This is a genomic window from Methylibium sp. (assembly GCF_965279545.1).
GTDB lineage: Bacteria > Pseudomonadota > Gammaproteobacteria > Burkholderiales > Burkholderiaceae_C > Methylibium.
The window spans coordinates 1,408,316-1,431,382 of the sequence record NZ_OZ257250.1; the positions used below are offsets into that span (position 1 = coordinate 1,408,316).

Annotated in this window: 21 protein-coding genes and 1 tRNA gene; 12 read left to right on the plus strand and 10 right to left on the minus strand. The window is 67.8% G+C overall.

Annotated features, from left to right (window positions below; all coding sequences use genetic code 11):
- The first annotated feature begins 7 nt into the window (after nt 1-7).
- The 3 genes from ACQY9S_RS06555 to ACQY9S_RS06565 are packed head-to-tail and all read left to right on the plus strand — an operon-like array spanning nt 8 to nt 3,619.
- Nucleotides 8-784, plus strand: coding sequence for a fimbrial biogenesis chaperone (locus ACQY9S_RS06555; RefSeq protein ID WP_428424081.1), 777 nt, complete (start codon nt 8-10; stop codon nt 782-784).
- Nucleotides 762-3,116: a fimbria/pilus outer membrane usher protein gene (locus tag ACQY9S_RS06560; protein ID WP_428424083.1), complete on the plus strand. Its 2,355-nt coding sequence runs from the start codon at nt 762-764 to the stop codon at nt 3,114-3,116. The genes ACQY9S_RS06555 and ACQY9S_RS06560 overlap by 23 nt, the downstream gene beginning before the upstream one ends.
- The gene (locus tag ACQY9S_RS06565; RefSeq protein ID WP_428424085.1) at nt 3,074-3,619 is read left to right on the plus strand and encodes a Csu type fimbrial protein; all 546 of its coding nucleotides are present in this window, start codon (nt 3,074-3,076) and stop codon (nt 3,617-3,619) included. The genes ACQY9S_RS06560 and ACQY9S_RS06565 overlap by 43 nt, the downstream gene beginning before the upstream one ends.
- Before the next feature lie 81 nt (nt 3,620-3,700).
- Here the strand turns inward: ACQY9S_RS06565 and ACQY9S_RS06570 are convergent, their stop codons facing one another.
- Nucleotides 3,701-4,852 (minus strand): sensor histidine kinase, encoded by a 1,152-nt coding sequence (locus ACQY9S_RS06570; RefSeq protein WP_428424087.1) that lies wholly within the window; start codon nt 4,850-4,852, stop codon nt 3,701-3,703.
- Complete coding sequence (locus ACQY9S_RS06575; RefSeq protein WP_428424089.1) at nt 4,849-8,694, minus strand: PAS domain S-box protein; 3,846 nt, start codon at nt 8,692-8,694, stop codon at nt 4,849-4,851. The genes ACQY9S_RS06570 and ACQY9S_RS06575 overlap by 4 nt, the downstream gene beginning before the upstream one ends.
- Before the next feature lie 202 nt (nt 8,695-8,896).
- On the opposite strand from ACQY9S_RS06575, the gene ACQY9S_RS06580 reads away from it, so the two are divergent.
- Together ACQY9S_RS06580 and ACQY9S_RS06585 are read left to right on the plus strand one after the other, a co-directional pair.
- Nucleotides 8,897-9,091 carry a hypothetical protein gene (locus ACQY9S_RS06580; RefSeq protein WP_428424091.1) on the plus strand — a complete coding sequence of 65 codons (195 nt, stop codon included), beginning with the start codon at nt 8,897-8,899 and terminating at the stop codon, nt 9,089-9,091.
- Nucleotides 9,092-9,747: 656 nt separating this feature from the next.
- On the plus strand, nt 9,748-9,882 hold the full coding sequence (locus ACQY9S_RS06585) for a hypothetical protein (RefSeq protein WP_428424093.1): 135 nt from the start codon (nt 9,748-9,750) through the stop codon (nt 9,880-9,882).
- Here the strand turns inward: ACQY9S_RS06585 and ACQY9S_RS06590 are convergent.
- A complete protein-coding gene (locus ACQY9S_RS06590) occupies nt 9,879-10,136 on the minus strand; it encodes a hypothetical protein (RefSeq protein WP_428424095.1) in 258 nt (85 codons plus the stop codon). The two genes, ACQY9S_RS06585 and ACQY9S_RS06590, sit on opposite strands and share 4 nt — an antisense overlap.
- A gap of 9 nt (nt 10,137-10,145) precedes the next feature.
- Complete coding sequence (locus ACQY9S_RS06595) at nt 10,146-10,418, minus strand: hypothetical protein (RefSeq protein WP_428424097.1); 273 nt, start codon at nt 10,416-10,418, stop codon at nt 10,146-10,148.
- Between the two features lie 199 nt (nt 10,419-10,617).
- Between ACQY9S_RS06595 and ACQY9S_RS06600 the strand changes: the two genes are divergently transcribed.
- Nucleotides 10,618-11,250 carry a hypothetical protein gene (locus ACQY9S_RS06600; RefSeq protein WP_428424099.1) on the plus strand — a complete coding sequence of 211 codons (633 nt, stop codon included), beginning with the start codon at nt 10,618-10,620 and terminating at the stop codon, nt 11,248-11,250.
- Nucleotides 11,251-11,385: 135 nt separating this feature from the next.
- On the opposite strand, the gene ACQY9S_RS06605 is transcribed toward ACQY9S_RS06600, so the two are convergent.
- From ACQY9S_RS06605 to ACQY9S_RS06625, 5 genes are all read right to left on the minus strand, one after another.
- The gene (locus tag ACQY9S_RS06605) at nt 11,386-11,547 is read right to left on the minus strand and encodes a hypothetical protein (RefSeq protein ID WP_428424101.1); all 162 of its coding nucleotides are present in this window, start codon (nt 11,545-11,547) and stop codon (nt 11,386-11,388) included.
- 244 nt (nt 11,548-11,791) lie between these two features.
- Nucleotides 11,792-11,882 (minus strand) — tRNA-Ser (locus ACQY9S_RS06610).
- 140 nt (nt 11,883-12,022) lie between these two features.
- Nucleotides 12,023-13,156, minus strand: a complete 1,134-nt coding sequence (locus ACQY9S_RS06615; RefSeq protein WP_428424103.1) for a branched-chain amino acid ABC transporter substrate-binding protein — start codon at nt 13,154-13,156, stop codon at nt 12,023-12,025.
- A 242-nt stretch (nt 13,157-13,398) separates the two neighbouring features.
- Nucleotides 13,399-13,830, minus strand: a complete 432-nt coding sequence (locus tag ACQY9S_RS06620; protein ID WP_428424105.1) for a DNA polymerase III subunit chi — start codon at nt 13,828-13,830, stop codon at nt 13,399-13,401.
- 23 nt (nt 13,831-13,853) lie between these two features.
- Nucleotides 13,854-15,308 (minus strand): leucyl aminopeptidase, encoded by a 1,455-nt coding sequence (locus tag ACQY9S_RS06625; protein ID WP_428424107.1) that lies wholly within the window; start codon nt 15,306-15,308, stop codon nt 13,854-13,856.
- Between the two features lie 26 nt (nt 15,309-15,334).
- Here ACQY9S_RS06625 and lptF point away from each other — a divergent pair, with 26 nt between their 5' ends.
- From lptF to ACQY9S_RS06650, 5 genes are all read left to right on the plus strand, one after another.
- Complete coding sequence (gene lptF, locus ACQY9S_RS06630; RefSeq protein ID WP_428424109.1) at nt 15,335-16,426, plus strand: LPS export ABC transporter permease LptF; 1,092 nt, start codon at nt 15,335-15,337, stop codon at nt 16,424-16,426.
- A gap of 10 nt (nt 16,427-16,436) precedes the next feature.
- Nucleotides 16,437-17,552 (plus strand): LPS export ABC transporter permease LptG, encoded by a 1,116-nt coding sequence (lptG, locus tag ACQY9S_RS06635; protein WP_428424111.1) that lies wholly within the window; start codon nt 16,437-16,439, stop codon nt 17,550-17,552.
- Nucleotides 17,553-17,563: 11 nt separating this feature from the next.
- Complete coding sequence (locus ACQY9S_RS06640) at nt 17,564-17,944, plus strand: sirohydrochlorin chelatase (protein WP_428424113.1); 381 nt, start codon at nt 17,564-17,566, stop codon at nt 17,942-17,944.
- 72 nt (nt 17,945-18,016) lie between these two features.
- Nucleotides 18,017-18,970: a CysB family HTH-type transcriptional regulator gene (locus ACQY9S_RS06645; protein WP_428424115.1), complete on the plus strand. Its 954-nt coding sequence runs from the start codon at nt 18,017-18,019 to the stop codon at nt 18,968-18,970.
- A gap of 4 nt (nt 18,971-18,974) precedes the next feature.
- On the plus strand, nt 18,975-20,171 hold the full coding sequence (locus ACQY9S_RS06650; protein ID WP_428424117.1) for a pyridoxal phosphate-dependent aminotransferase: 1,197 nt from the start codon (nt 18,975-18,977) through the stop codon (nt 20,169-20,171).
- 24 nt (nt 20,172-20,195) lie between these two features.
- Here the strand turns inward: ACQY9S_RS06650 and ACQY9S_RS06655 are convergent, their stop codons facing one another.
- Nucleotides 20,196-22,355 carry a type IV pilus assembly protein FimV gene (locus tag ACQY9S_RS06655; protein WP_428425850.1) on the minus strand — a complete coding sequence of 720 codons (2,160 nt, stop codon included), beginning with the start codon at nt 22,353-22,355 and terminating at the stop codon, nt 20,196-20,198.
- Here ACQY9S_RS06655 and ACQY9S_RS06660 point away from each other — a divergent pair.
- Nucleotides 22,282-23,058 carry an oxepin-CoA hydrolase, alternative type gene (locus ACQY9S_RS06660; RefSeq protein ID WP_428425614.1) on the plus strand — a complete coding sequence of 259 codons (777 nt, stop codon included), beginning with the start codon at nt 22,282-22,284 and terminating at the stop codon, nt 23,056-23,058. The two genes, ACQY9S_RS06655 and ACQY9S_RS06660, sit on opposite strands and share 74 nt — an antisense overlap.
- Nucleotides 23,059-23,067 lie beyond the last annotated feature (9 nt).

Genomic DNA, 23,067 nt, shown 5'->3' on the forward strand with positions numbered 1-23,067 from the left:
GTACGACATGAAGCAGAGTGCGCGGCGGTGGATGGCGGCCTTGTTGCTCCCCCTGCTCGCAGCGGCCTGCGGCGACGCACGAGCCGCCAGCCTGCACGTGGCGCCGTTGCGGGTGGTGCTGACGTCTGACCACCGGGTGGCTTCGCTCACGCTCGGCAACAGCGACAACACTGAAGTGGCCGTGCAGGTTGAAGTGCTGGCCTGGTCGCAACGCAACGGCGAAGATGTGTACGAGCCCACGAGAGACGTGCTGGTCAATCCGTCGATCTTCCGCGTGCCGGGCCGAGGGCAGCAGATCGTGCGGCTCGGGTTGCAGGTACCGCCCACCGACACGGAGCGCAGCTATCGCGTGTTCCTGCAGCAGCTGCCGGGCGACCAGGCGCTGCCGCAGGACGCCGGTGGTGGTGCGCGGTTGCAGACGTTGCTGCGCATCGGCTTGCCGGTGTTCGTGCCGGCGATCACCGCCCGCCAGGACCTGCAGTGGCGCCTCGTGTCCATCGCGCCGGCCGCGCCGGACGGCGCCACGCACCTGCTGTCGATCGACAACCGCGGCACCCAGCATCTTCAGCTGACGCGACTCGTGCTGCGGCGCGAAGAGGGCGACGAACAGCTGCGCAAGAATCTCTCCCGGTACGTGCTGGCGGGCCAGTCGGCCGGCATCGCGCTCGACTTGTCCGCATTCCCGCCGGACACTCCCCTGCTTCTGGAGCCTGCCAGCGATGCGCCGTCGCCTTTGCCTGCGGTGCTGCTGCGGGTGCCCCGTGCGGACACTGCGGTGCATTAGCCGGTGGGCCTGCTCGGTGGTGCTGACGCTTCAGGCGGCATGGGCTCAGGGCGAACCCGGCCTGTCGGCCGACGAGGCGCAACCGGTGATTCTTGACGTGCGCATCAATGGCCAGGCACCGGAGGCGGTGGGGCACATTTTGCGGCGCGGAACGCAGTTGCTGTTCGGGCGGCCCGATCTCGAAGCCTGGCGACTGGTGGTGCCCGCCTCGCCTGTCTTGCAGCGCGACGGCATCGAGTACCACGACCTGAACAAGCTGCCCGGCGTCCGTGTCGTGCTCGAAGAAAGCAGCCAGACCGCGCTGATCTACGCGCCGTCCGAAGCCTTTGTCCCCAGCAGGATTCAGGCGCCTGCACGGCCGCGCGCACCGCTGTCCGACGCGGCGTTCGGCCTGTTTCTGAACTATGACGTGGCCCTGCAGAATGATCGGCGAGGCAACACGGTGTCGAGCTACTTCGATGCGGCGGCTTCAGGCGACTGGGGGGGGCTGGCGAGCAGCTTGATCGCTGGTCAGACCGCCTTCGGCAACGACCGGCGTACCACGAGGCTCGATACCGCGTGGCGCATCGACGCCCCGGATCGCCTGACCCGCCTGACAGTCGGCGATGCCATTTCGCGCAGCGCGGCCTGGTCCTCACCGTTGCGCTTCGGCGGCTTGCAGTTCGGTACCCGCTTCGGACTGCAGGCCGGCTACATCAGCTACCCGACACCCACGCTGCACGGTGGGTCGGCCGTGCCTTCGGCGATCGAGGTGTATGTCAACGACACGCTGCGCTACCAAGGCCAGGTCGATCAAGGGCCGTTCGCGATCAGTGACGTGCCGGTGCTCACCGGCGCGGGCGAAATGCACTTTGCGGTGACCGACGCCTTCGGCGTCCAGCGCACCGTGACCATGCCTTACTACGTGAGCCCGGGCCTGCTGCGCGAAGACCTTTCCGACTACTCGGTCGAGTTCGGTTGGAACCGGCTGCAGTACGGAGAGCGCAGTTTCGACTACGGACGGCCCTTCGCCGCAGGCAACTGGCGCAAGGGTCTGAACGACGCGGCCACGCTCGAGCTGCATGCCGAAGCCGGCGCGCGCAGCCAGACCGCCGGCGCCGGACTGCAATGGGTGTGGGCGACACTCGGCGAATTCGGCCTGCATGCCGCTGCGAGCCGATCGGCCGACGACGGGAGCGGCTTGCTCGCGCGCGCTGCCTATGCGCGCAGCAGCGGTGACTGGAACTTCGCCGCGAGCCGCCAGGTCGCGAGCCGCGACTTTACCCAGATCGGCTGGCAGGACAGTCCAATGCACGTCTCGGCTCAGAGCCAGATGTTCGCCGGACGTTCTCTCAAGCAGTTCGGCTCGCTCGGCGGCAGCTATACGCTGCTGCGCTACAACTCGGGCGAGCGCGCCGGTGTGATGTCGGCTGTTTGGTCGATCGCCATCGCCGATCGAGCCTGGCTCAGCACCTACGTGGCGCGCACGACGCAGAACGGGCAGCGCGCGACCCCCAGCGTCGGTGCCACGCTCACCGTGCCGCTCGGCGAACGCCAGAGCGCATTCCTCTCCTCGCAGCGTGACAACGGCCGCACCACCAACACCGCCGAGTTCAGCCAGGCGCCACCCGCCGACTCGGGCTACGGCTACCGGCTGCGCGCCGCCCAAGGCGACACCGATCGCGCCGAAGCCAGCTTGGACTGGCGCGGCCGGTACGGCATGGTCGCCGCCGATGTCGCTCACCGCTTCGGCGACAACGGGCTGCGGTTGCGCGCCAGCGGGGCGCTCGGCCATGTCGGAGGAGTTTCCTTCGCGACCCGTCAGTCGAACGATGCGTTTGCACTCGTGACCGTGCCGGGAGCGGCGGGCGTCCAGGTCTATCGCGAAAACCAGCCCTGGGCCATCACCGACAGCGAGGGCCGCGTGATCGTCTCGGGGCTGCGTGCGTACGAACCGAACCGCATCAGCATCGACAACGGCGACCTGCCGATCGAGATCGAGGTGCGCAACGACGTGATCTTCGTCGTGCCGCGCGACCGGGGCGTGGCCATGGCCGCGTTCGACATTTCCCGGGACACGCTTGCCACCCTGACCGTGCTGCTCCCGGACGGCAGCCCGCTGCCTCCCGGCATCGACCTGCGCAGCGCGACGCGGGCCGCTCCGCTGATGTCCGGCTACCAGGGCGCCGTGATGATCAGAAGCCCGCGCGCCGGTGAGCGATTCGAGGCGCGCTGGCGCGGTGGCCACTGCAGCTTCGCGCTGGACGATGTCACCGCCGCGTCGGTGCTTCCTTCATGGGGGCCGTACACATGCGCACCCGTCGCCGAGACAGCACCGCGCCCGGCCCGCTGATTCCCCGGCTGCGCTGGCTGGCCACGGCGCTGGCGCTGGCAGGTCCACTGCTGGCCGACGAGGCCCGTGCCAGTTGCACCGCCCTCGGCTTGGTGACGTGCAGCATGACCGTCACGGCGACCGCGCTGGCTTTCGGCACCTACAACCCGAACGCGCCGGCCGGTGCGTCCGACCTCTCGAGCACGATCGACATCACGGGCACGGTCTTCGGCGTCGGATTGCTGACCACCCTGTCGTATACGGTCAGCCTGAGTGCCGGCACCGGCGGCACAGTGGCCGACCGCAAGCTGCTGGGCAGCGGCGGCTCATTGAGCTACAACCTCTACACCGACAGCAACCGCAGCACGGTCTGGAACACGGTGGCCGACAGTATTCAGGCCCTGGCGACCATCCTCGGCACTTCCACGAACCGGCAGTACACCGTGTATGGCGCCATCCCGCCGGGTCAGTACTTGGCGCCGGGTCTGTACAGCGACACCATCGTCGTCACCATCACGCACTGAACCGCTGAACTGTTTCGCCAGCGGTAACGCCGAAGCGCGGCGCAGTGCGGTCTTCTTGCGTTGCGGCAGGTAGGTTGCCGTTCACCCGGAAATCGGCGGCACTGGCGACAAGGGCTCGACCGCCCTTGCGAGGGTAAAGAAGAAGCTCGCACCTCGGCCCGGGGCTGCCTCGGCCCAGAGGCGCCCGCCGTGACGTTGCACGATGCGCTGCACGATGGACAGGCCGACACCATTGCCCTCGAACTGGTCGGCGCGGTGGAAGCGCTGGAACGCGTCGAACAGGCGGTTGGCACGCGTCATGTCGAATCCCGGCCCGTTGTCCCGGACAAAGAAGACACGCTCCTCACCCTGGGGTTCGCAGCCCACCTCGATCACGGCCTGCTCCGTGTTGCGCGTGAACTTGAAGGCATTCGACAGCAAGTTCACGAACAGCTGCCTCAGCAGCGACGCATCGGCCACGGTCTCGGGCAGGTCACCGAACTGCAGCGTCACGCGACGCTGCGGCTGCTCCTGGCGCAGATCGTCGACGACGCCGCGCACCAGCGAGGCCACGTCCACGGCCTGCAGGCTCAGGGCCTGCCGCCCAACGTGCGACAGGCGCATCAGGGCGTCGATCAATTGGGACATGTGCTGGGCCGAGCGCTCGATATGGACCAGCCAGTTGCGCTGCTCGACCGGTATCCGCGGGCCGAATTCATTCACCAGCAGGGTGGAAAACCCCAAGACGGCGTTCAGCGGCGAGCGCAGATCGTGTGAGGCCGACCGCGTGAAGGCATCGAGTTCGCGGTTGGCCGCCTCGAGTTCGGCCGCATGCTCCCGCACGCGCTGCTCCAGCGCCGCGTTCTCCAGCCGCAACCGCCGCATCGTCAGGCCGCGGCCGAGCACCGGCAGGATGGCGCTCAGCTTGAACGGTTTGAGGATGTAGTCCAGCGCACCCGACTGCATGGCCTCGACCGCGGTGCCGATCGTTCCCTCACCGGTCATGATGATGCCGACCAGCATGGGGTCGATCGCCAGTGCCGCGCGCAGCAGCCCGATCCCGTTCATGCCCGGCATCATCAGGTCGGCCAGCAGCAGATCGAACGGCGCATGCCGCAGCGCGACCAGGGCCTCCTCCCCATTGGTGCGTCCGAGGACCTGGTAGCCATGGTCCTCCAAGGTGTCGCACAGCGCCTGCATCTGTGCCACTTCATCATCGACGATGAGCAGTCGCGCCTTGATGACTTCGGTCATGGTGTCTCCTTCGTTGCGCCTGCCGCCGCAGCCTGGCTGGCGCGCAGCGTCAGCTGGGCCAGCGCTGCGCGCACCTCGCGCAGCTTGGGCGGCTTGCTCAGCACCCGGTCCACGTGCGGCGGGATCTCGCCATCGGCCACCAGCCGCTGCCCCCAGCCGGTGAGCAGAATCACCGGCGTCGCCTCCGAGCTCGCCTTCACGGCGCTGGCCACCTTGCGCCCGTCGACATAGGGCATGCCCAGGTCGGTGATGACGATATCGAAAGCCTCGTCCGGCTGGCGGGCCGCGCCGAACGCGTCGATGCCGGCCTGGCCGCCGTTCGCGGTGACGACGACATGGCCGTCGAGCTCCAGCGTGTCGCACAGCGACTTGAGCATCATCGGATCGTCGTCGACGATCAGGATGCGCAGCCGCGATGCCGGCGCTTGCGGCGGCGCCGGCGCGGCCGACGCGGCGGGCTCGGTCGCTGGAATGGGGAAGCTCAGGCGCACCGTCGTGCCGTGTCCAACGGTGCTTTCGATGTCGACATCGGCGCCGTGCCGCTGAGCGACGCCATACACCATCGCCAGGCCGAGGCCCGTGCCGCGCTCGCCCTTGGTCGTGAAGAAGGGCTCCAGGCAGCGCCGCCGGGTGTCCTCGTCCATGCCGACGCCGGTGTCGGTGACTTCCACTACCGCGTGGCGCGCGGCCGCACCGGTGCCGCCTTCGTGCGTGCGCAGCGTCAGCACGCCACCGTCGGGCATGGCGTCCACCGCGTTGAAGACCAGGTTGATCAGCGCCTCGCGCACCTCGCTCTCGACGCCCAGCACGGCGGGCAGGTCCGGCGCCAGCTCGATCCCGAGGCGGATCACCATGCCGCGCCGCTGCGGCATGTCGCTCCAGCGTGCCTGGGTCAGGTCCACCACCTGCTGCACCAGCGGATTCAACTGCACCGGCGTGAGCAGCAACTGGGGCTCGCGCTGGCGGTAGAACTCGCGCATGCGAGCCACCGTCGCGGCCACGTCGTCGATGGCGCGTGCGATGGTCACCAGGTGGCCGCGCCCGCGCTCGCTCAGATGGGGTTCACGCTCGAGCAGGTTCTCGGTGTACAGCGCCACGGGCGAGATGGCATTGTTGATGTCGTGGGCGATGCCGCTGGCCATCTGGCCGAGCGCGCGCAGGCGCTCCTGCTGCATCACGGTCTGCTGGGTCTGGCGCAGATCGTCGTAGGCCTGCTGCAGCGCGCCGTGCAGCTCGGCCTGCTGGGCGGCGAGCGCCACATGGGCACTCAGCTGGCGCAGGAACTCGCAGTCGCCGCTGCTGAAGGCCTGCGGCAACCGGCGGGCAACCACGAGGATGCCGAACACGCGGCTCTCCGACTGCAGCGGCGCCACGACCAGCGAGCGCAGGCCGCCGCGCGCCAGCCGCCGCGGGAACGGGAACGCGATCTCCAGGATGTCCGGCTCGTACACCAGTTGGCCGAGCACGCAGCGGGACAGTCCGTTCTGATCGATGTCGATGTGAGACTGCTCGTCCATCGCGAGCTCCATCGCGAGCGCCTGGCTGTGTGCGCCCACGCGGATGACGGTCAGCGCATTGGTGCCCGCCGGTTCGTAGCGAAGCACGCAACCGAAGTCCACCGGCAGCCGCTCCTCCAGGCTACGGATCGCCACCTGGTAGATGCTTTGCAGATCTTGCCGCGTGCCGATGGCGCGGGTGATCTGGTCGAGCAGCATGAGGCGCTCCAACTGGGCCTGCAGGCGCGCCTGCGCGAGCTTGCGATCGGTGATGTCCCGCACGAAGGCACTGAAACTTGGCACCGCGCCGTCTCGAATCGGGGTGATCGACAAGTCGATGGGGAACTCCCGACCGTCGCGGTGCAGGGCGGTGAGTTCGATGCGCTTGTTCAGCACCACAGCCTCGCCGGTCGCGAGGTAGCGCTCGAGGCCCCGCCGGTGGTCCTCGCGGTGGCGCTCGGGGATGATCGTCCGGGCAAGCGACCGTCCCAGCGCTTCGGCACGCGTCCAGCCAAACGTGGTTTCGGCCTGCGGACTCCAGCCCGTGATGGCGCCTGAACCGTCCATCGTGATCACCGCGTCGAGTGCGGTGTCGACGATCAGGCGGGTGCGCTCTTCGCTGGCTCGCAGTTCTTCCTCGGCCCGCTTCTGTTCGGTGATGTCCTGCAACGTGCCGAACCAGCGCATCCTGTCGTTGGCGCCGGCCGGCCCTGGGATGGGTTCGATCACGTGGTGCACGTGGAGCCACGTGCCGTCGGCGCGGCGCAACCGGTACTCGACGTCCTCGCGCATGCCGGTGACGCCCGCTGCGATGCCGGCGCTCTGAAACGTCGAACGGTCGTCCGGATGCACGAGGCCCGCCCACTCGTGGGTGCTTTGCGGCATTCCAGCGGGTTCGACCCCGATCAAGGGCGGCAAGGTCTCGGACCAGGTCTCGAACGACCCGTCGGGCAGCGTGATCACATGCGCGAGCCTCGCCATCACGTGGGCGCGGTGCAAGGCGGCATCGCGCTCCCGCAGCACGCGTTCCATGCGCACCCGCTCGGCAATCTCGGCCTGGAGGTCGAGCGTCGTTTGCGTCAGTTCGGCGGTGCGCACCTGCACCTGCTGATCGAGCTGGTCGCGCGATCGTCGCAGCGCCGTGTCCTGTTCCTGGAGGCGCTCGGCCATGGCGTTGAAACTGCCGCCGAAGCGTCCCAACTCGTCGCCGCGCACATCCTGAACACGGGCCGCAAGGTCACCGCCGGCGATCGATGCGACCGCCCTGCTCAGCGCGCGCACGGGTCGGAGAATGCCGGCAGCGAATGCCAGCCCGACGATGCCTGCGAGGGCGATGATGCCCGCGGCCAGAAGCACCCTCTCGCGCGTCGCCTGCGCGATCTGGGCAACGATGGCGGCCTCGGGGACCATATAGAACACCGTCCAGGGCACGGTCTCGAATCGACGCGCGACGCCGTAGTTCCAGGTCTGATTGACAGGCGCAAAGCCCCGAAATACGTCCAGGGCGGGCGAAGCTGCGCGCGCGCGTTCGAACTGCTCCGGAAACGCCCGCACGTCTTCGAGCAGCGCCCGCGTGCGCGTACCGAACCGGTGTTCGGCAACGAGCCGATCGACTGTCGCCGGATCCAGCGCCCCCCCGGGGTGGAAGACGATTTCATCGCTGTAGGTGTGCGCGACGCGAATGCCCTCGCGGTCGAACAGCACCGCAAAGCTGCCAGGACCGGCCAGGGCGTTGGAGGCCTTGACGGTGTCCCACAACAAGGTCGCGCGCACCCACAGCACGGCAACGCAGACCACCCGCTGATCCGGACCGAGCATCGGCGCCATGTAGGCGATCGTCGGTACCGAGCCGCTGCGGGGAGACGAGATATAGAGATCGGAGATGACCGCGTGGCCCTGCAACGCGGCGTGCACGACGGGACGGTCGGAAACATCCATCCCGGTCAACGGCGCCTCCGTTGCGATGACGACGCGCCCGGCGCCATCGAGCAAGGCCGCACCACGGATGCCAGCGTCGCTGGCGGGATAGGCCGAAAGGATGCCCAGCATCGCGGCATGGAGTGCCGCGCGGCGCTCCGGCGTTGCAGCGCAATAGGCTGCGGAGTCGGGAAATCGCGCCACCCGGTCGACCGAGCGCCGGTAGCTGCGGTGGAAGCTGTCGAGTTCATGCACGATCTGGTCGCCGCGGGCTTCGAGGAGGCCCTTGACACCGTCCAGCAGCCGAGCCTGGTCCTGGCGCAAGTCGACGTAGGCCCAGAGCGCAAGTGGAAGCAGCGACGCAGCCATCAGCAGCGCCACCATCTTTGCGCGCAGTGGCCAGTCTGCGAACCGCAACGGCATCTTCATCCGTGCATCCTCTTCCGCCAACGAAGCAAACCGGTTTCAACACCGGGCGTTGCCATCACCATCGAACGATGTGGTGCGCAAGGCGGGGGCAGGATAGTCCCATTGCGGGCTCAACCCAACTGTCACCGCTGACAGTGGCCGGGGAGACCGCCCGACGGCGGTGGCTGGTCCGGGTCTGTGCCAGTGGGACTACGATGCCCCCATGAAGACCGTTGAGGCGTGGTTCTGGCGCGTGCCGAACAGCCTGAATCCGAAACACACTGACCTGACCGAACACCGGCTCAGCGAGGAGGACATCCTGAAACAGTGGCCGAGCGTCGCGAGGGCCGGCGGGTACGCGCCGCGCAACGTGCCGGCGGACACCTCGGATGAATCAGCCAAGGCTGGAACGCTGTGACCAAGCTCCTGGCGGGTGCGCAGGCAAGTTGCCGGCGTGCGCGCCGTGGTCCTGCTCCAGCTCGGCGACGCCATCGGCCCGTGAGCCGCCCTCCCGCAGCTCGAACCGGCTCCAGTCCGGTAGCCGAGGGAAAACCCCTCAGAGGAACAAGGTCGTGGTGCGGGGGGCGCACTGGGACACCACGTCACGCGGTTCGCGACGCTCCCGAAAACGGCGGTTCATGGCCCCGTCATCTTCGGGGATGAGGCAACCAGCGATCCCCCGAATAGAACGACGAAGGGCGCGAAGTCGATCAGGTCATGAAGATCGCCCCTCCCTCCGGCCTGACGAAGGTACTCCCTTGCAAACATCAGAGTCCAGTCCTGATCCATGGCGATGACCTCCTGTGGATCGTGTCGGTGCGGGTAAATATGGCAGCGCTATGTGACCGTGTCGCCGCGGGACGCTCAAGCCCCTGATCGAGGTAGGGGGTACGGGCCGTGTGCCTGGCGGCACGGGTTGCAGCGCACCACACGAAGAGGGCCTGCGTACGGGCATGGCGGCGCAGTGAACACCGAGAGATGCCACGCCCTCCGGCGATCGCAGCACCCTGACTGCCACAAGGGTGACGGCAACCGAGGGATGGCGCTTTGGCCATGACGCGGCATCATGGCTGCATGCGATTCTTCAAGGAACTGGGGTGGTGCAACATGGTGATGGCGGCTGCCATCGTCACGCTGGCCTGCCTGTGCGCGGTGGTGTTGGTCGACAGTGACACCCCGCACACCCTCGCGCTCGAGTTGGCTCGCTAGGAGTCTGCCGCGACCGGCACGGTGTGCTCCGGCACCGCGTGGCGCCCGGCCTCCATCGCAAAGCGCAGGGCTGACCGGGCGTCCTTGAAGCGGTGGCCCGCGGACAGGCTCTCGTCCCGAAACACCGTCACCGGCTCACCCCTGACCCCGCGCACCTGCATGACGACCACCGCGGCCAGGAAGCCGCTGCCCGGCGCGTCGAGCGCACCGCCATAGATGCGGAAGTCACCGCAGTCGCGCTCTTCGAAATGCATGCACCGGTCCTACAGCCACTCGGGCCTGATCGACAGGGCGGCCGGCACGGTCTCCGCGGTCTCATGGAGGCTGGCATGTGCCGCACGCAATGCAGTCAGATCACCAACGCCCGGCAGCACGGTTTCCGCGTCGCAGAGCGGGCACACGGCGGTGCTGTCGTCGTGGGTCCAGGAGGTCACGTCCTCGGGCTTGAACGCACTCAGGCAGGTGTAGCAACCAGCGACGCTGGCGCGTGCCAGGGCGGCGCGGTTGTTGAAGGACTGGAGGGCGATGTAGCTCATTGGGCCACGGTAGGCGGGCAGCGCCCGGCCCGACATCCCACCAGAGGGGGTGTGTCGGGGGGTGAATCGTGCGACGGCGTCCGCGCATCGGTGCGCCACGAGGCGAAGGGCGCCTCCCGATCCCATGTCACCAGCGAGATGGCTTCCATAGCAATTCGAGTCGTGGTCAGATACGCCGTATTGCCAAGCGGAGGGACGCATGAACGAAGCCAGCATGAACCGTCGGCAACTCGGCCTTACGGTTGCTGTGTCAGGCCTCGGCTTGGCGCATCACCCCTCTGCTCGGTCAGAAGGGATCGCGTCTGTCGACACCACGACGTTCGGACAGCGACACCTGGAACTTGTTCAGTCTTCTGTGGTTGCGCTGAGCTCGCATGAAGCCAGCTCCGGGAAGGGTCTGCACATCCTGGTCAACGAGCTTCGCAAGAAGTCCGCACTGAGCGAAGAGCAAGCCAAGTTCCTCCACGAGACCGTCGACAAGGTCGAGAAGGATCTTCAAGACGCGCGGCAGTTCCTAGAGGTACAGATGCAGAACGCGAAGCGAGTCGGAGGCGAACTGATCGACGCTATCGCCAGCATCGTTTCGAAGAGCATCCTGTGGTGCATGGAGTTTGCGGCTCGCCTGCCTTCGGAAGAAAAGAAGCGGATCGTGATGAAGGACTTCGCGGGAGCCATCCAAGGTGCCATTGCTGGCATTGGACTCGGCAGCATCGCCGCGTTCTCGGGGATATCAATCCCACTCCTTGCGGCGGGCGGCGCACTAGCGGGCTCCGCTGCAAGTTCGCTCGATGCGGCGTCCGACGCCCTGGTGAAGTACCCTGCGAAGAAGTGAAGCCGAACTGATCACCGATTCAACCTCGGCCGAACCCGCAACTCCTACCTCCATAGAGGTCTAGGTCACTGCGAAGCTGCACTCGAGTCGCTGTAGGGCGCAACGATCTGGCTCTCACTACCGCGGACAAGGCAACTATTCTGCAAGCACCTCGGCCTGCTTCTGTCCAAGGGCGTCGGCCAGCATGTTCTGCAGCGCGGTTTGGGCGTCCCAAGGATTGTCATCGTCTCCACCGGCCCTCGACGCCGCGGCGAGCAGGGTCGTGACCATCGGCAGGCCCAGCACGCCGGCCGCCATCGCGTGTAGGGTCAGCAGGGCGCGTCGCGTTGTGGCAGGCTGGATCGGTCAGCGGCATGGGGGTGCTCCTTGCAGGGGGCAGAAATCCGTGTGCCCCCGCCAATTTCGAGCTTATGCCCCCGAATGTGCCCCCACCTTGGGCCGTCAAACGACACCCCTGGACGGCATCAGATGGAAAAAGCCCCGGCTCACTGGGAGGGCGGGGCTTTGTTCGGTCTGACCTGGACCAGCCTGGATTGATCTCTGGCGGAGAGAGCGGGATTCGAACCCGCGGTGGGCTGTTAACCCACACACGCTTTCCAGGCGTGCGACTTAAACCGCTCATCCATCTCTCCGGAGCCGCGGATTGTAGCCATGCCCGCCAAGAGGAAGGCGCCTCGAGGGGCGCTTTCCTCTTTCTCCACCTGGCAGCGCACCACCCGTCATGCAAGTGGTACGGGCAGAACCCCGTCGGGGCGGGGTCTGATCAAACAGCTCAGTTCAGCGGGACCTTCTTGCCGTCCTTGTAGACGTAGAGGGTCATCGCCGGGCTCTTCAGCTCGCCGTCGCTCTCGAACCCGACCTTGGCGGTGACGCCGGTGTAGTTGGTTTCGAAGAGCTTGGGCGCATAGACCTTCGGGTCGGCGGAATTGGCGCGCTTCATCGCGTCGACCAGCACGAACACCGCGTCGTAGACATAGGGCGAGTAAACCTGGAACTGCCCCGGATACTTGGCGTCGTACTTGGCCTTCCAGGCCTTGCCACCAGGCATCTTGTCGAGCGAAGCGCCACCCTCGGCGCACACCACGTTGCCCAAGGTCTTGGCGCCCGCCGACAGGTCGGCCAGCTTGGCGGTGCACACGCCGTCCCCGCCGAAGAACTTGACGTTCGAGAGGCCGAGCTGCTCCATCTGGCGCAGCATCGGGCCGGCCTGGGGGTCCATGCCGCCATAGAACACGCCGTCCGGTCCCTTCGACTTGATCGAGGTCAGGATGGCCATGAAATCGGTGGCCTTGTCGGTCGTGTACTGCTCGTCGACGATCTGGATGCCCTTGGCCTGCGCGGTCTTCTTGAAGACTTCCGCGACGCCCTGGCCGTAGGCGGTGCGGTCGTCGATGATGGCGATCTTCTTGAGCTTCAGGTTGTTGGCTGCGTGCAGTGCCAGGCCGGCGCCGAGCGCATTGTCATTGGCCAGGATCCGGAAGGCCGTCTTGAAGCCTTGCTGCGAATACTTGGGGTTGGTGGCCGACGGGGTGATCTCCGGAATGCCGCAGTCGTTGTAGATCTTCGAGGCCGGGATGGTGGTGCCGGAATTCAGATGCCCGACCACGCCGTTGACCTTGGCATCGCACAGCTTGGTCGCGGCGGCCGTACCCTGCTTCGGATCGGCGGCATCGTCTTCCGCAACGAGTTCGAACTTGACCTTCTTGCCACCGAGCGTGATGTTCTGTGTATTGAGCTCCTCGATCGCCATCCGGGCGCCGTTTTCGTTGTCCTTACCGTAGTGGGCCTGGGCACCGGAGACGGGGGCGACGTGGCCGATCTTGACGATTTGCACGTCCTGCGCCGAAACGGCGCCGGCCGCGAGCATGGCCGTTGCAAGGGCGATGGCTTTGAGTTTGAGTTGCATGAAGAACCTCCGGGTTGGAAGAAAATTGAAGAAAACGGGTCGTTCTCAACGGCCGAAACCATACTCCAAAACAGATGCTGCACCGCGCGTGAAGCGCCCCGGGAAAACACCGTCAGCGTCAACGCGACGACCCGCATCTGAAGCACGGACAGTAGCAAGCCGCAGACCACCCGCCGTGCACCGCTTCGAACGGCGTGGCGGCAGGCGCTGGCGCAGCGTCACACGCTGGCTCTCGGGAGTGCTCAGCCGCGCACTTCGTGCGGCCGGATCTCGTAGCCACGGCTTTCGAGATAGCGCCAGCGCTGCCGTCCGCAACGCCGCTCGTCGTCACCGTTGCCGACGATCTCGAACAGGCGCTCGAAGCTTTCGAAGCCCGCGGTGACATCGGGGCCGAGGTTCACCAGCACTTCGTGGTGCGGCGCGTCGCCTGCCCGGTCGAGCAGCCAGATCGGTGTCGGGGTCAGCCGGGCCGGCATGGTTTCACCCTGGCGCAGGCGAGCGTGGGGCACAAAGGCCAGCGGATCGTAGGTCCACAGCATCACGTCGAGCTGGGCGAGCCTCTCGGCCGATGCCGTGACCGCGACCCTGGCGCCACGTTGGCAGGCTTTCGCCAGCAGCCGGCAGGCGTGGGCGAGCGGATCGGCAGCGCCGTGGTGGAAGTTGACCTCGGTCATCTGGCGCCCGCCATCGCCCGAGCTCAGCGCGCGCGTGAGAGCACGAAGTGCGTGAGCAACGGCACCGGACGGCCCGTCGCGCCCTTGGCGGTGCCGGATTTCCAGGCGGTTCCGGCGATGTCGAGGTGGGCCCAGCGGTATTGGGCGGTGAACTTCTTCAAGAACATGGCCGCGGTGATCGCGCCGCCGGCGCGGCCTCCGACATTGCCCATGTCGGCGAAGTTGCTGCGCAGCGCCTCCTCGTATTCATCGTCGAGCGGCATGCGCCACGCCGGGTCGAGCCCGGCGCTGCCCGCGGCGAGCAGCGCATCGGCCAGCGCATCGTCGGCGCTGAAGAGACCGCTGCGGTGGTGGCCGAGGGCGATGACGCAGGCGCCGGTCAGCGTGGCGATATCGACCACCGCCGCCGGCTTGAAGCGCTCGGCGTAGGTGAGCGCATCGCACAGGATCAGCCGACCTTCGGCGTCGGTGTTGAGCACCTCGATGGTCTGCCCCGACATCGACGTGACAACGTCGCCCGGCTTGACCGCGCGGCCGCTCGGCATGTTCTCGCAGCTGGGAATGAGGCCGACCACGTTGACCCACGGCTGCAGCTCGGCCAGCGCACGGAAGCTGCCGAGCACGCTGGCGGCGCCCCCCATGTCGTACTTCATCTCGTCCATCTCGGCCGCGGGCTTGATCGAGATACCACCGGTGTCGAAGGTGATGCCTTTGCCCACCAGTACCACCGGTGCTTCACTCTTGGCCGCACCGTCATAGCGCAGCACGATGAACTTCGGCGGCTCCTCGGACCCCTGCGCCACCGCGAGGAAAGCGCCCATGCCGAGCTTCTCGCAGTCCTTGCGGTCGAGCACGTCGACCTTGATGCGCGGCAGCTTGGCGAGCTTGCGCGCCTCTGCGGCCAGGAAGCTCGGTGTGCAGTGATTGGCAGGCCGGTTGGCGCATTCGCGCGCCAAGGTCACCCCGGCGGCGATCGCGGCGCCACGCGCCAGGCCGGCTTGCACGGCCTTGGCCGAGGCCTTGTCGACCAGCAGCGTCAGCTTCTGCAGCACGGGCGCCGGGCTGGCGCCGGGCTTGGTGTGGCGGTAGCTGTAGGTTGCGTCCGCAACGGCAGCGGCCACGGCCTCGGCATGTGCCGCCTCGACAGCGCCGGCAGATGCCACCGCGAGGTGCTTGACGCCCAGCGGTTTGACCAGGGCCAGTCCTGCCGCCACCGCGGCCTTGAAGGCCTTGGCGCTCGCGTCGCCCGCCACCGTGAACACCACGCGCGCCGCCTTCACGCCGGCCGGGCGGTGCAGGTAGAGCGTGCGACCGGCCTTGAAAGCCAGGTCGCCGGCCGCGACCGCATCAGCCAGCGCGGCACCGAGCGCGGCGTCCAGTCCTTGCTGCTTCGGGTCTCCCGCCACCACGATCAGCAACGCATCGGCGCTGGCCTTCGAAAGGTTCGAGGTCGTCGTGGCGAGAGTTCGAAAGTCCATAATGCAGTCCGTTTGAAATCCAATTGATGTTATTCGATTCCACTTTGCGCCGAGACCTCGCCAGGAGCTTTGGCGCGACGCTGATCGTCATCATGACCATCGTGATCACGATGTTCCTGATCCGCACGCTCGGCCAGGCTGCGGGCGGCTCGGTGGCCGCGCAGGACGTGGCGCTGCTGCTCGGCTACGTTGCGCTCGAGAACCTGCCGACGATACTGAGCCTGTCGCTGTTCATCGCGGTGGTGACCACGCTCACCCGCATGTACCGTGACAGCGAGATGGTGATCTGGTTCGCCAGCGGCGTGGGCCTGTTGCGCTTCGTGCCGCCGATCCTGCGATTGTCCGCACCGGTGCTGCTGCTGGTGGCGCTGCTGGCGCTGTTCGTCTGGCCCTGGGGCAACCGGCAGATCGCCGAGCTGAAGGACCGTTACCAGCGGCGCTCCGACGTCTCGCGCGTGGCCCCCGGCCAGTTCCAGAGTTCGGCCGACGGCAAGCGGGTGTTCTTCATCGAGCGCGACACCGGCGAGGGCAACACCGCGCGCAATGTGTTCGTGCTCGAACGCAAGCCGGGCAGCGAGAGCGTGACCTCGGCGCGCACCGGCCGCGTCGAGATGGAGGGCGACCAGCGTTTCGTGGTGCTCGAAAGCGGCCAGCGCAACGACCTGAACCTCGTCACCGGCGAGCGCAAGCTGGCCCAGTTCGACAGCTACCGCGTACTCGCCGGCGAGGCGGTCGCGAGCGGCACGGACGATCTGCCGCCCAAGGCCCGCAGCACCTGGGAGCTGCTCACGCAACCGAGCAACCGGCACTTCGGCGAGCTGGCCTGGCGCATCGGCCTCGCGGTCGGCGGCATCAACCTGGTCCTGCTGGGCATCGGCCTGTCGGCGGGCAATCCACGGCGGGTCGGCAGCTGGAACCTGCTGTTCGCGCTGCTGGCCTTCGTCGTCTATTTCAACCTGCTGAACCTGAGCCAGGCCTGGGTCGCCAGCGGCAAGCTCGACATCGGCCCGGTGCTGATGCTGGTGCATGGCGGGGGCTTCGTGCTCGCCGTGACGCTGTTGTGGTGGCGCGAGCGCGGCGCCTCGTTCTCGCTGCGCCGACGGCGCGCGGCCTCCTGAGGCGAGCCCCGTGCGCACGGTTCACCGCCTGCTGTACACCGACGTGGTGGGTGCGGTGACTTTCGTCGCCGTGTCCTTCCTGTCGTTGTTCTTCTTCATCGATTTCGTGGAGGAACTCGATGACGTCGGCCGCGGCGCCTACCGCGTCCACCATGCGGCGTTGTACTGTCTGCTCGAGCTGCCGGGGCGGCTGTACGAGTTGCTGCCGATCGCCGTGCTGATCGGCACCATCTATGCGATGGCACGGCTGGCGCAATCGTCGGAGTTCACCATCCTGCGCACCGGCGGCCTGGGGCCGGGGCGCGCGCTGTCGCTGCTCGCCAAGCTCGGCCTCGCGTTCGCCGTGCTGACTTTCGTGGTCGGCGACTACATCGGGCCCTACTTCGATGCCAAGGCGCAGACCTTGCGCGCCACGCTGCGGGGCTCCGCTCTCGGCGGCGGCAGCGCGTGGCTGAAGGACCGGCGCGCCGCACAGCCGGGCGAACTGCCGCCCGGCGAGCGCAGCGACTCGATCAACGTCGGCGACGTCGGCGTGGACGGGCGGCTCGACAACGTGCGCATCTACGAGTTCGGCGAAGACGGCGAGCTGCTGGTGCGCGTCGCCGCCGAGAGTGCCGTGGTCGAAGACGGTGCCTGGCGCCTGGAAAAGGTGCGCCTCACGCGCTGGCATGCGGCGGGCGGCGAGGGCCTGCCCGCCGATGAGCAGCTTGCCGAGTTGCGCTGGCCGACCCGGCTGACGCCCTCGGTCGTCGGTGCCGCGGTCTCGCCGCTGAAGAGCATGTCCACCGCCGACCTCTACCGCTACATGAGCCACCTGTCTCAGAACGAGCAGGCCGCGCAGCGCCAGGAGATCCAGTTCTGGAAGAAGGCGCTGTATCCGCTGGCCTGCCTGGTGATGGTCGGCCTGGCACTGCCCTTCGCCTACCTGCATGCACGCTCCGGTGGAGTCAGCGTCAAGGTGTTCGGAGGCATCCTGCTGGGCATCAGCTTCGTGCTGCTGAACAACGTGTCGACCCATCTGGGCCTGCTGCGCGACTGGACCCCGTGGATCGCCGCCGCCGCGCCGGGTGCCTTCTACCTGCTGTTGTCGATGGCCGCCTTCAGCTGGCTGGTGCGCTACCGCTGACGAAGGCCGCCATGCAGCACGGCATCCTCTTGTTGGCCCATGGCGCCCGCGACCCCTTGTGGTCGAGCCCCTTCGAAGCGGTGGCACGGCGCCTGAGAGACCGCGCGCCGGACACGCCGGTGGCACTGGCTTTCCTGGAATTCATGACACCCGACCTGCACAGCGCCGGCCACATGCTCGCGGCGCAGGGCTGCACGACCGTGAGCGTGCTGCCGCTGTTCCTGGGCGCCGGCGGCCACGTGCGCAAGGACCTGCCGGCGTTGCTGGACAGGCTGCGCCGCGAGCTGCCGCAGGTTGCCTGGCAGCTCGCGCCGGCGATCGGCGAAATCGACAGGGTGGTCGACGCGATGGCCGACGCCGCCTGGGCGCTGGTGCAGCCGCCCACGCGCTGACGCCGCGCGGCGCAAGGGATGCACTGAGATAATTTCGCTTCACCCGTCTCGCGCTGCCGCGCGCACCTCCCGATGAACCTGCATCAGTTCCGTTTCGTCCAGGAAGCCGTGCGTCGCAATCTCAACCTCACCGAGACCGCGAAGGCCCTGCACACCTCGCAACCCGGGATCTCCAAGGCCATCCTGGAGCTCGAGGGTGAACTCGGCATCGACATCTTCGCGCGTCACGGCAAGCGCCTCAAGCGCGTCACCGAGCCGGGACAGCAGGTGCTCGCGGCCATCGAGGTCATCATGCGCGAGGTCGGCAACCTCAAGCGCATCGGCGAGGAGTACAGCCAGCAGGACGCCGGCACGCTGTCGATCGCCACCACCCACACCCAGGCGCGCTATGTGCTGCCGGGGCCGGTGGCTGCACTGCGCAAGCGCCACCCCAAGGTGGCGATCAGCCTGCACCAGGGCACGCCCGAGCAGGTGGCGCAGATGCTCATCGACGAGACCGCGGAGGTCGGCCTCGCGACCGAATCGCTGAGCGACTTCGAAGCGCTCGTCACCCTGCCCTGCTACGACTGGCAGCATGTGATCGTGTTGCCGGTGAACCATCCGCTGACGGCGCACGAGCGGCTGAACCTGGAACAACTGGCCCAGGAGCCGCTGATTTCCTACCACCCCTCGTTCACCGGCCGCACCCGCATCGACCAGGCCTTCGCGGCACGCGGCCTCAAGCCCAGCATCGTGCTCGAAGCGATCGACTCCGACGTCATCAAGACCTACGTGCGGCTCGGACTGGGTGTGGGCATCGTGGCCGAGATGGCGGTGCGTGACGACCCGACCTGTGCGCCCGGCGGCGACCTCGTCACGCGGCCGGCCGGCCAGCTGTTCGGCAACAACGTCGCCCGGCTGGCCTTCAAGCGCGGCGTCTATCTGCGCAATTTCGTCTACACCTTCACCGAGCTGCTGTCGGACCGGCTGACGCGCGCCTTGATCGCGCGTGCGCTGCAAGGCGACGCCGAAAACTACGAACTCTGATCCCGTGAACACCGACCCCGTGGCACGCACGCCGCAACCGCAAAGCCGCCTGCCGCGCGTGGGGACCACGATCTTCAGCGTGATGTCCGCGCTGGCCCAGGAGCACGGCGCGGTCAACCTGGGACAGGGCTTCCCGGACTTCGAATGCGACCCCCTTTTGATCGACGCCGTGACACGGGCCATGCGTGCCGGTCACAACCAGTACCCGCCGATGGCTGGCGTGCCGGCGTTGCGCGATGCCGTCGCCGCGAAGACCGAGGCGCTGTACGGGCATCGCTACGACCCGGACCGCGAGATCACCATCACCGCCGGCGCCACCCAGGCCCTCCTCACCGCCATCCTCGCGCTGGTGCATCCGGGCGACGAGGTGATCGTGCTCGAGCCCTGCTACGACAGCTATGCGCCGAACATCGAACTGACCGGCGCCACGGTGGTGCGGGTGCCGCTGACACCCGGCAGCTTTCGCCCCGACTTCGAACGCATCGGCGCCGCGCTCGGACCGCGCACCCGGGCGATCCTCGTCAACACGCCGCACAATCCGAGCGCCACCGTCTGGACTGCCGACGAAATGCAGCGCCTGGCGGCGCTGCTGCGGCCAACCGATGTGATCGTGATCGCCGACGAGGTCTACGAGCACATGGTCTTCGACGGCCGGTTGCACCAGAGCGTCTCACGCCACCCGGAACTGGCGGCGCGCAGCGTCGTCGTCTCGAGCTTCGGCAAGACCTTCCACGTGACCGGCTGGAAAGTCGGCTACGCCGCGGCACCCGCCGCGCTGATGGCGGAGTTCCGCAAGGTGCACCAGTTCAACGTGTTCACCGTCAACACGCCGGTGCAGCATGCCCTCGCCGCCTATCTCGCCGACCCACGGCCCTACCTCGACCTGCCGGACTTCTACGCCCGCAAGCGAGACCGATTCCGCGCGGGACTGGCCGGTACCGGGCTGACACTGCTGCCCAGCGAGGGCAGCTATTTCCAGTGCGTCGATTACGCCAAGTTGCCGGCACACCGCGAACGCACCGAGGCCGCATTCTGCCGCTGGCTGACGACCGAGGTCGGCGTGGCGGCCATCCCCTTGTCAGCGTTCTACGAAGCGGGTTTCGAGCAGTGCGTCGTGCGCTTCTGCTTTGCCAAGCGGGAGGCGACGCTGGATGCGGCGCTGCAACGTCTGCGTGAGGCCTTGCAGCAACGAGCTGACTGAGGCAGTCCGCGGCCGCGCGGGGGCTCAGCCGCGCGAGCCGGAGTCGTTGCCCGGCTCACCGGGCGCCGGCTTGGGCTCGAGTTCCTCGAGCGACAGATCGACCTCCAGGGGTTTCTGGGCCCCAGGCTGGGCCTCGAGCGAGGTGGTCGCCAGCAGGCGTTCGAAGACGCTGCTGGAGCCGGCCTCGTCCTTCTGCTCACCGGCCCCGAGGGGCAGCAACAGGTCCACCGCCCCGCCGGCTTCGATTTCGGAGCGATCGCGCGCGACGGAGTACAGCAGCATCAGCTCGCGATAGGCCGGGAGGTCGAAGCTGTCGCTGCCTTCCGGGTCGGCACCGGCATCATCGGCGCGCAACAGGCTGGCTTGCAGCACGTCCATCGCCCGCGTCGGCGTGGACCAGAGGGCTTGGAGCTGCGTGATGACCGCCGGGTAGTCCTCCAGAGTGCGTCCGCCCTGCAGATCGGTCTCCCACACCGGTGCGTAGGCATTGAAGCGGCTGTTGAAGCGATCCCGCAGGCGCTCGTAGTCGGTCCGGTCGCCGCGGCGCTTGTAGATCTCCAGCAGCTTCAGGTAAGGCAGCGGACTGGCACCGGAGGTGCTGCGCAGGTGCCCCATCAGCAGTTCGATCGCGGCGGCGTCCTGCCCCAGCACGACGAAGAACTCGGCCTGCTGCTCCAGGTCGATCAGTTCCTCGACCGAGACCTCGCGCTTCTGTGCCGCACTCAGTGGCCGGACGGCGTTCAGCGGCCCGGGTTCCGACAAGGCACCGGCCATCGACATCGTCCCGGCGCGGGTGGCTGCGAGCGTGTCATCGAAACCGTCGATCTCGTTGGGTTTGCTGACCCAGGCCTTGAGCGTCGGCACCGGTGCGAAAGCTGCGGCCGCCGCGGTGGCCGCCGGCGGTACCGCGGTCGCGGTGTCCTGCGGCGTGGCCGCCTGCACCAGCCAGGCATGCGACTGGCGTTCCTGGCTGCGCTGGCGCCAGAGCCAGAGGACCACACCGAGCAGGATCGCCAGCACAGCCGCCAGGCCATAGACCAGCGGGTTGCTGTAGCGGTCGCCCTCGGCACGCTGGAGTCGGGTCTGCAGGCCGGAAATCGCTTGCTGCGTGGTGGCGGTTTCGAGACGCAGCCGGTTCATCGCGGCTTCGAGTTCTGCGACGCGCACCCGCGCCGCCTCGGCCATGGCTGCGGCACTGGCCGCACTGGCCGCCTGCTCCGCGGCTGCCGCACTGGCCGCCACTTCGGCCGGCGTCGGCGTCGCCGCCACCATCGCGCCGGCCTCGAGCGGCGCGAGCTTCAGGCGAGCACTGCTGCCGTCGGCCGGGCGAGCTGCACGCGCGCTGCGTTGGGGCGCGGGCCGGGGGGGGGCTACCGTGTTGGCCGTTGCAGGCTTGCGCTTGGCGGTGGCCGCCCGGCTGCGCGCGGGGGCGGCCGGGGTCGCGGCTTCGCGCGGCACAGGTGCGGCACGCTCCTGCGCGGCCGGCCGGCTTGCCGCAGCAGCGGGCACAGCGGCCTCGCTTGCAACAGCCGGGGCCGCCGGAGCTGCCGCCTCGACAGGCGCCAGCAGCGGTGGATCTGCAAACAGCGTGAATCGGCGCGTGACCTTCGCGGCGCAGCCGACGGTGATCTCGACCGTGACGATCGGCTCGTCGACCCGCGTTGTGGTGGCGAGACGCAGCACGCGCTCGGTCGCGCTGGGCTCGGCGGGATCGAGTCGCAGCGACGTGGTACCCGGCTGCTGCGGGTTCTCTGCGAAATGAACCTCGCCGTTCAGACACTCGGGGCGCAAGTCCTCGCCGGACTCGACCCGCAGCGGGATCCTCAGCTCCAGTGGTTGACCGAGCGTCGTGGTGTCCGGCAGCCGCCCGAAACCGACGGCCGATACGCCCTGTGCCAACGTCCACAGGCTCAAACCGATCAGTAGTTTTCGCGTGCTGAGATGCATAGCTCTTCTTTTGTCAACCGCGATGGACTCTAGCATGGAGCCGACCCGCCAAGGCCGCGCCGACCGGCGCGGACACACCGACTCGGGTGTACCGCCGACACGGCTGCTGCTGCTGCGCGTGACACAATTCTCGCCTGCCCCGATACCCTGCTGCAGACCGACGATGACCGCAGAATTGCGCACCGAGCGACGCGACACGACCTTGGTGCTGACGATCAGCGATCCGGGCAGCCGCAATGCCCTGACTCCCCAGGTCTTGGCCGCGGGCATCGAAGCGCTCAGCGTCGCCGAGGCGGACCCGTCGGTCCACACCGTGGTGCTGGTCGGCGACGGAGCACATTTCTGCGCCGGCAGCGATCTCCAGCGCCTGGCTGCCGACCGCAAAGACCCAGGCGCAGCGATGCAGCAAGGGCAGATGTTCAACCAGTTCATCGAGGCGCTGCGCACGCACCCGAAACCGGTCATCGCAGCCGTCGAAGGCACCGCTGCCGCCGGCGGCTTCTCGCTGGCCCTCGCCTGCGACCTGATCGTCGCGGCCGAGGACGCCCGCTTCGCCATGGCGCAGGGACACGTTGGCCTGTCACCCGACGGTGGCGGCAGCTGGCACCTGGCCCGGGCCCTGCCGCGCGCACTGGCGCTGCAGCTGATCTGGCAGGGCGAACCGGTGACTGCACGCGAGTTGCAGGCCCGGGGACTTGTCAATCGCGTGACAGACAGCGGCCAGGCATTCGTGGAAGCTCTGCGATGGGCTCACCAGCTCTCGGCCTGCGCGCCGAACGTGCTGGCCAGTGCCAAAGAACTCGTGAACCAGGCTCGCTTGCGGCCGCTGAACGAGCACCTGAACTCCGAAAGCACCCACTTTGCCGACACCTTGTCCCATGCCAACGGCGCCGAAGGCCTGCAGGCCTTCCTCGAGAAACGTGAGCCCCGCTTCCGCTAGCGGGCCCGC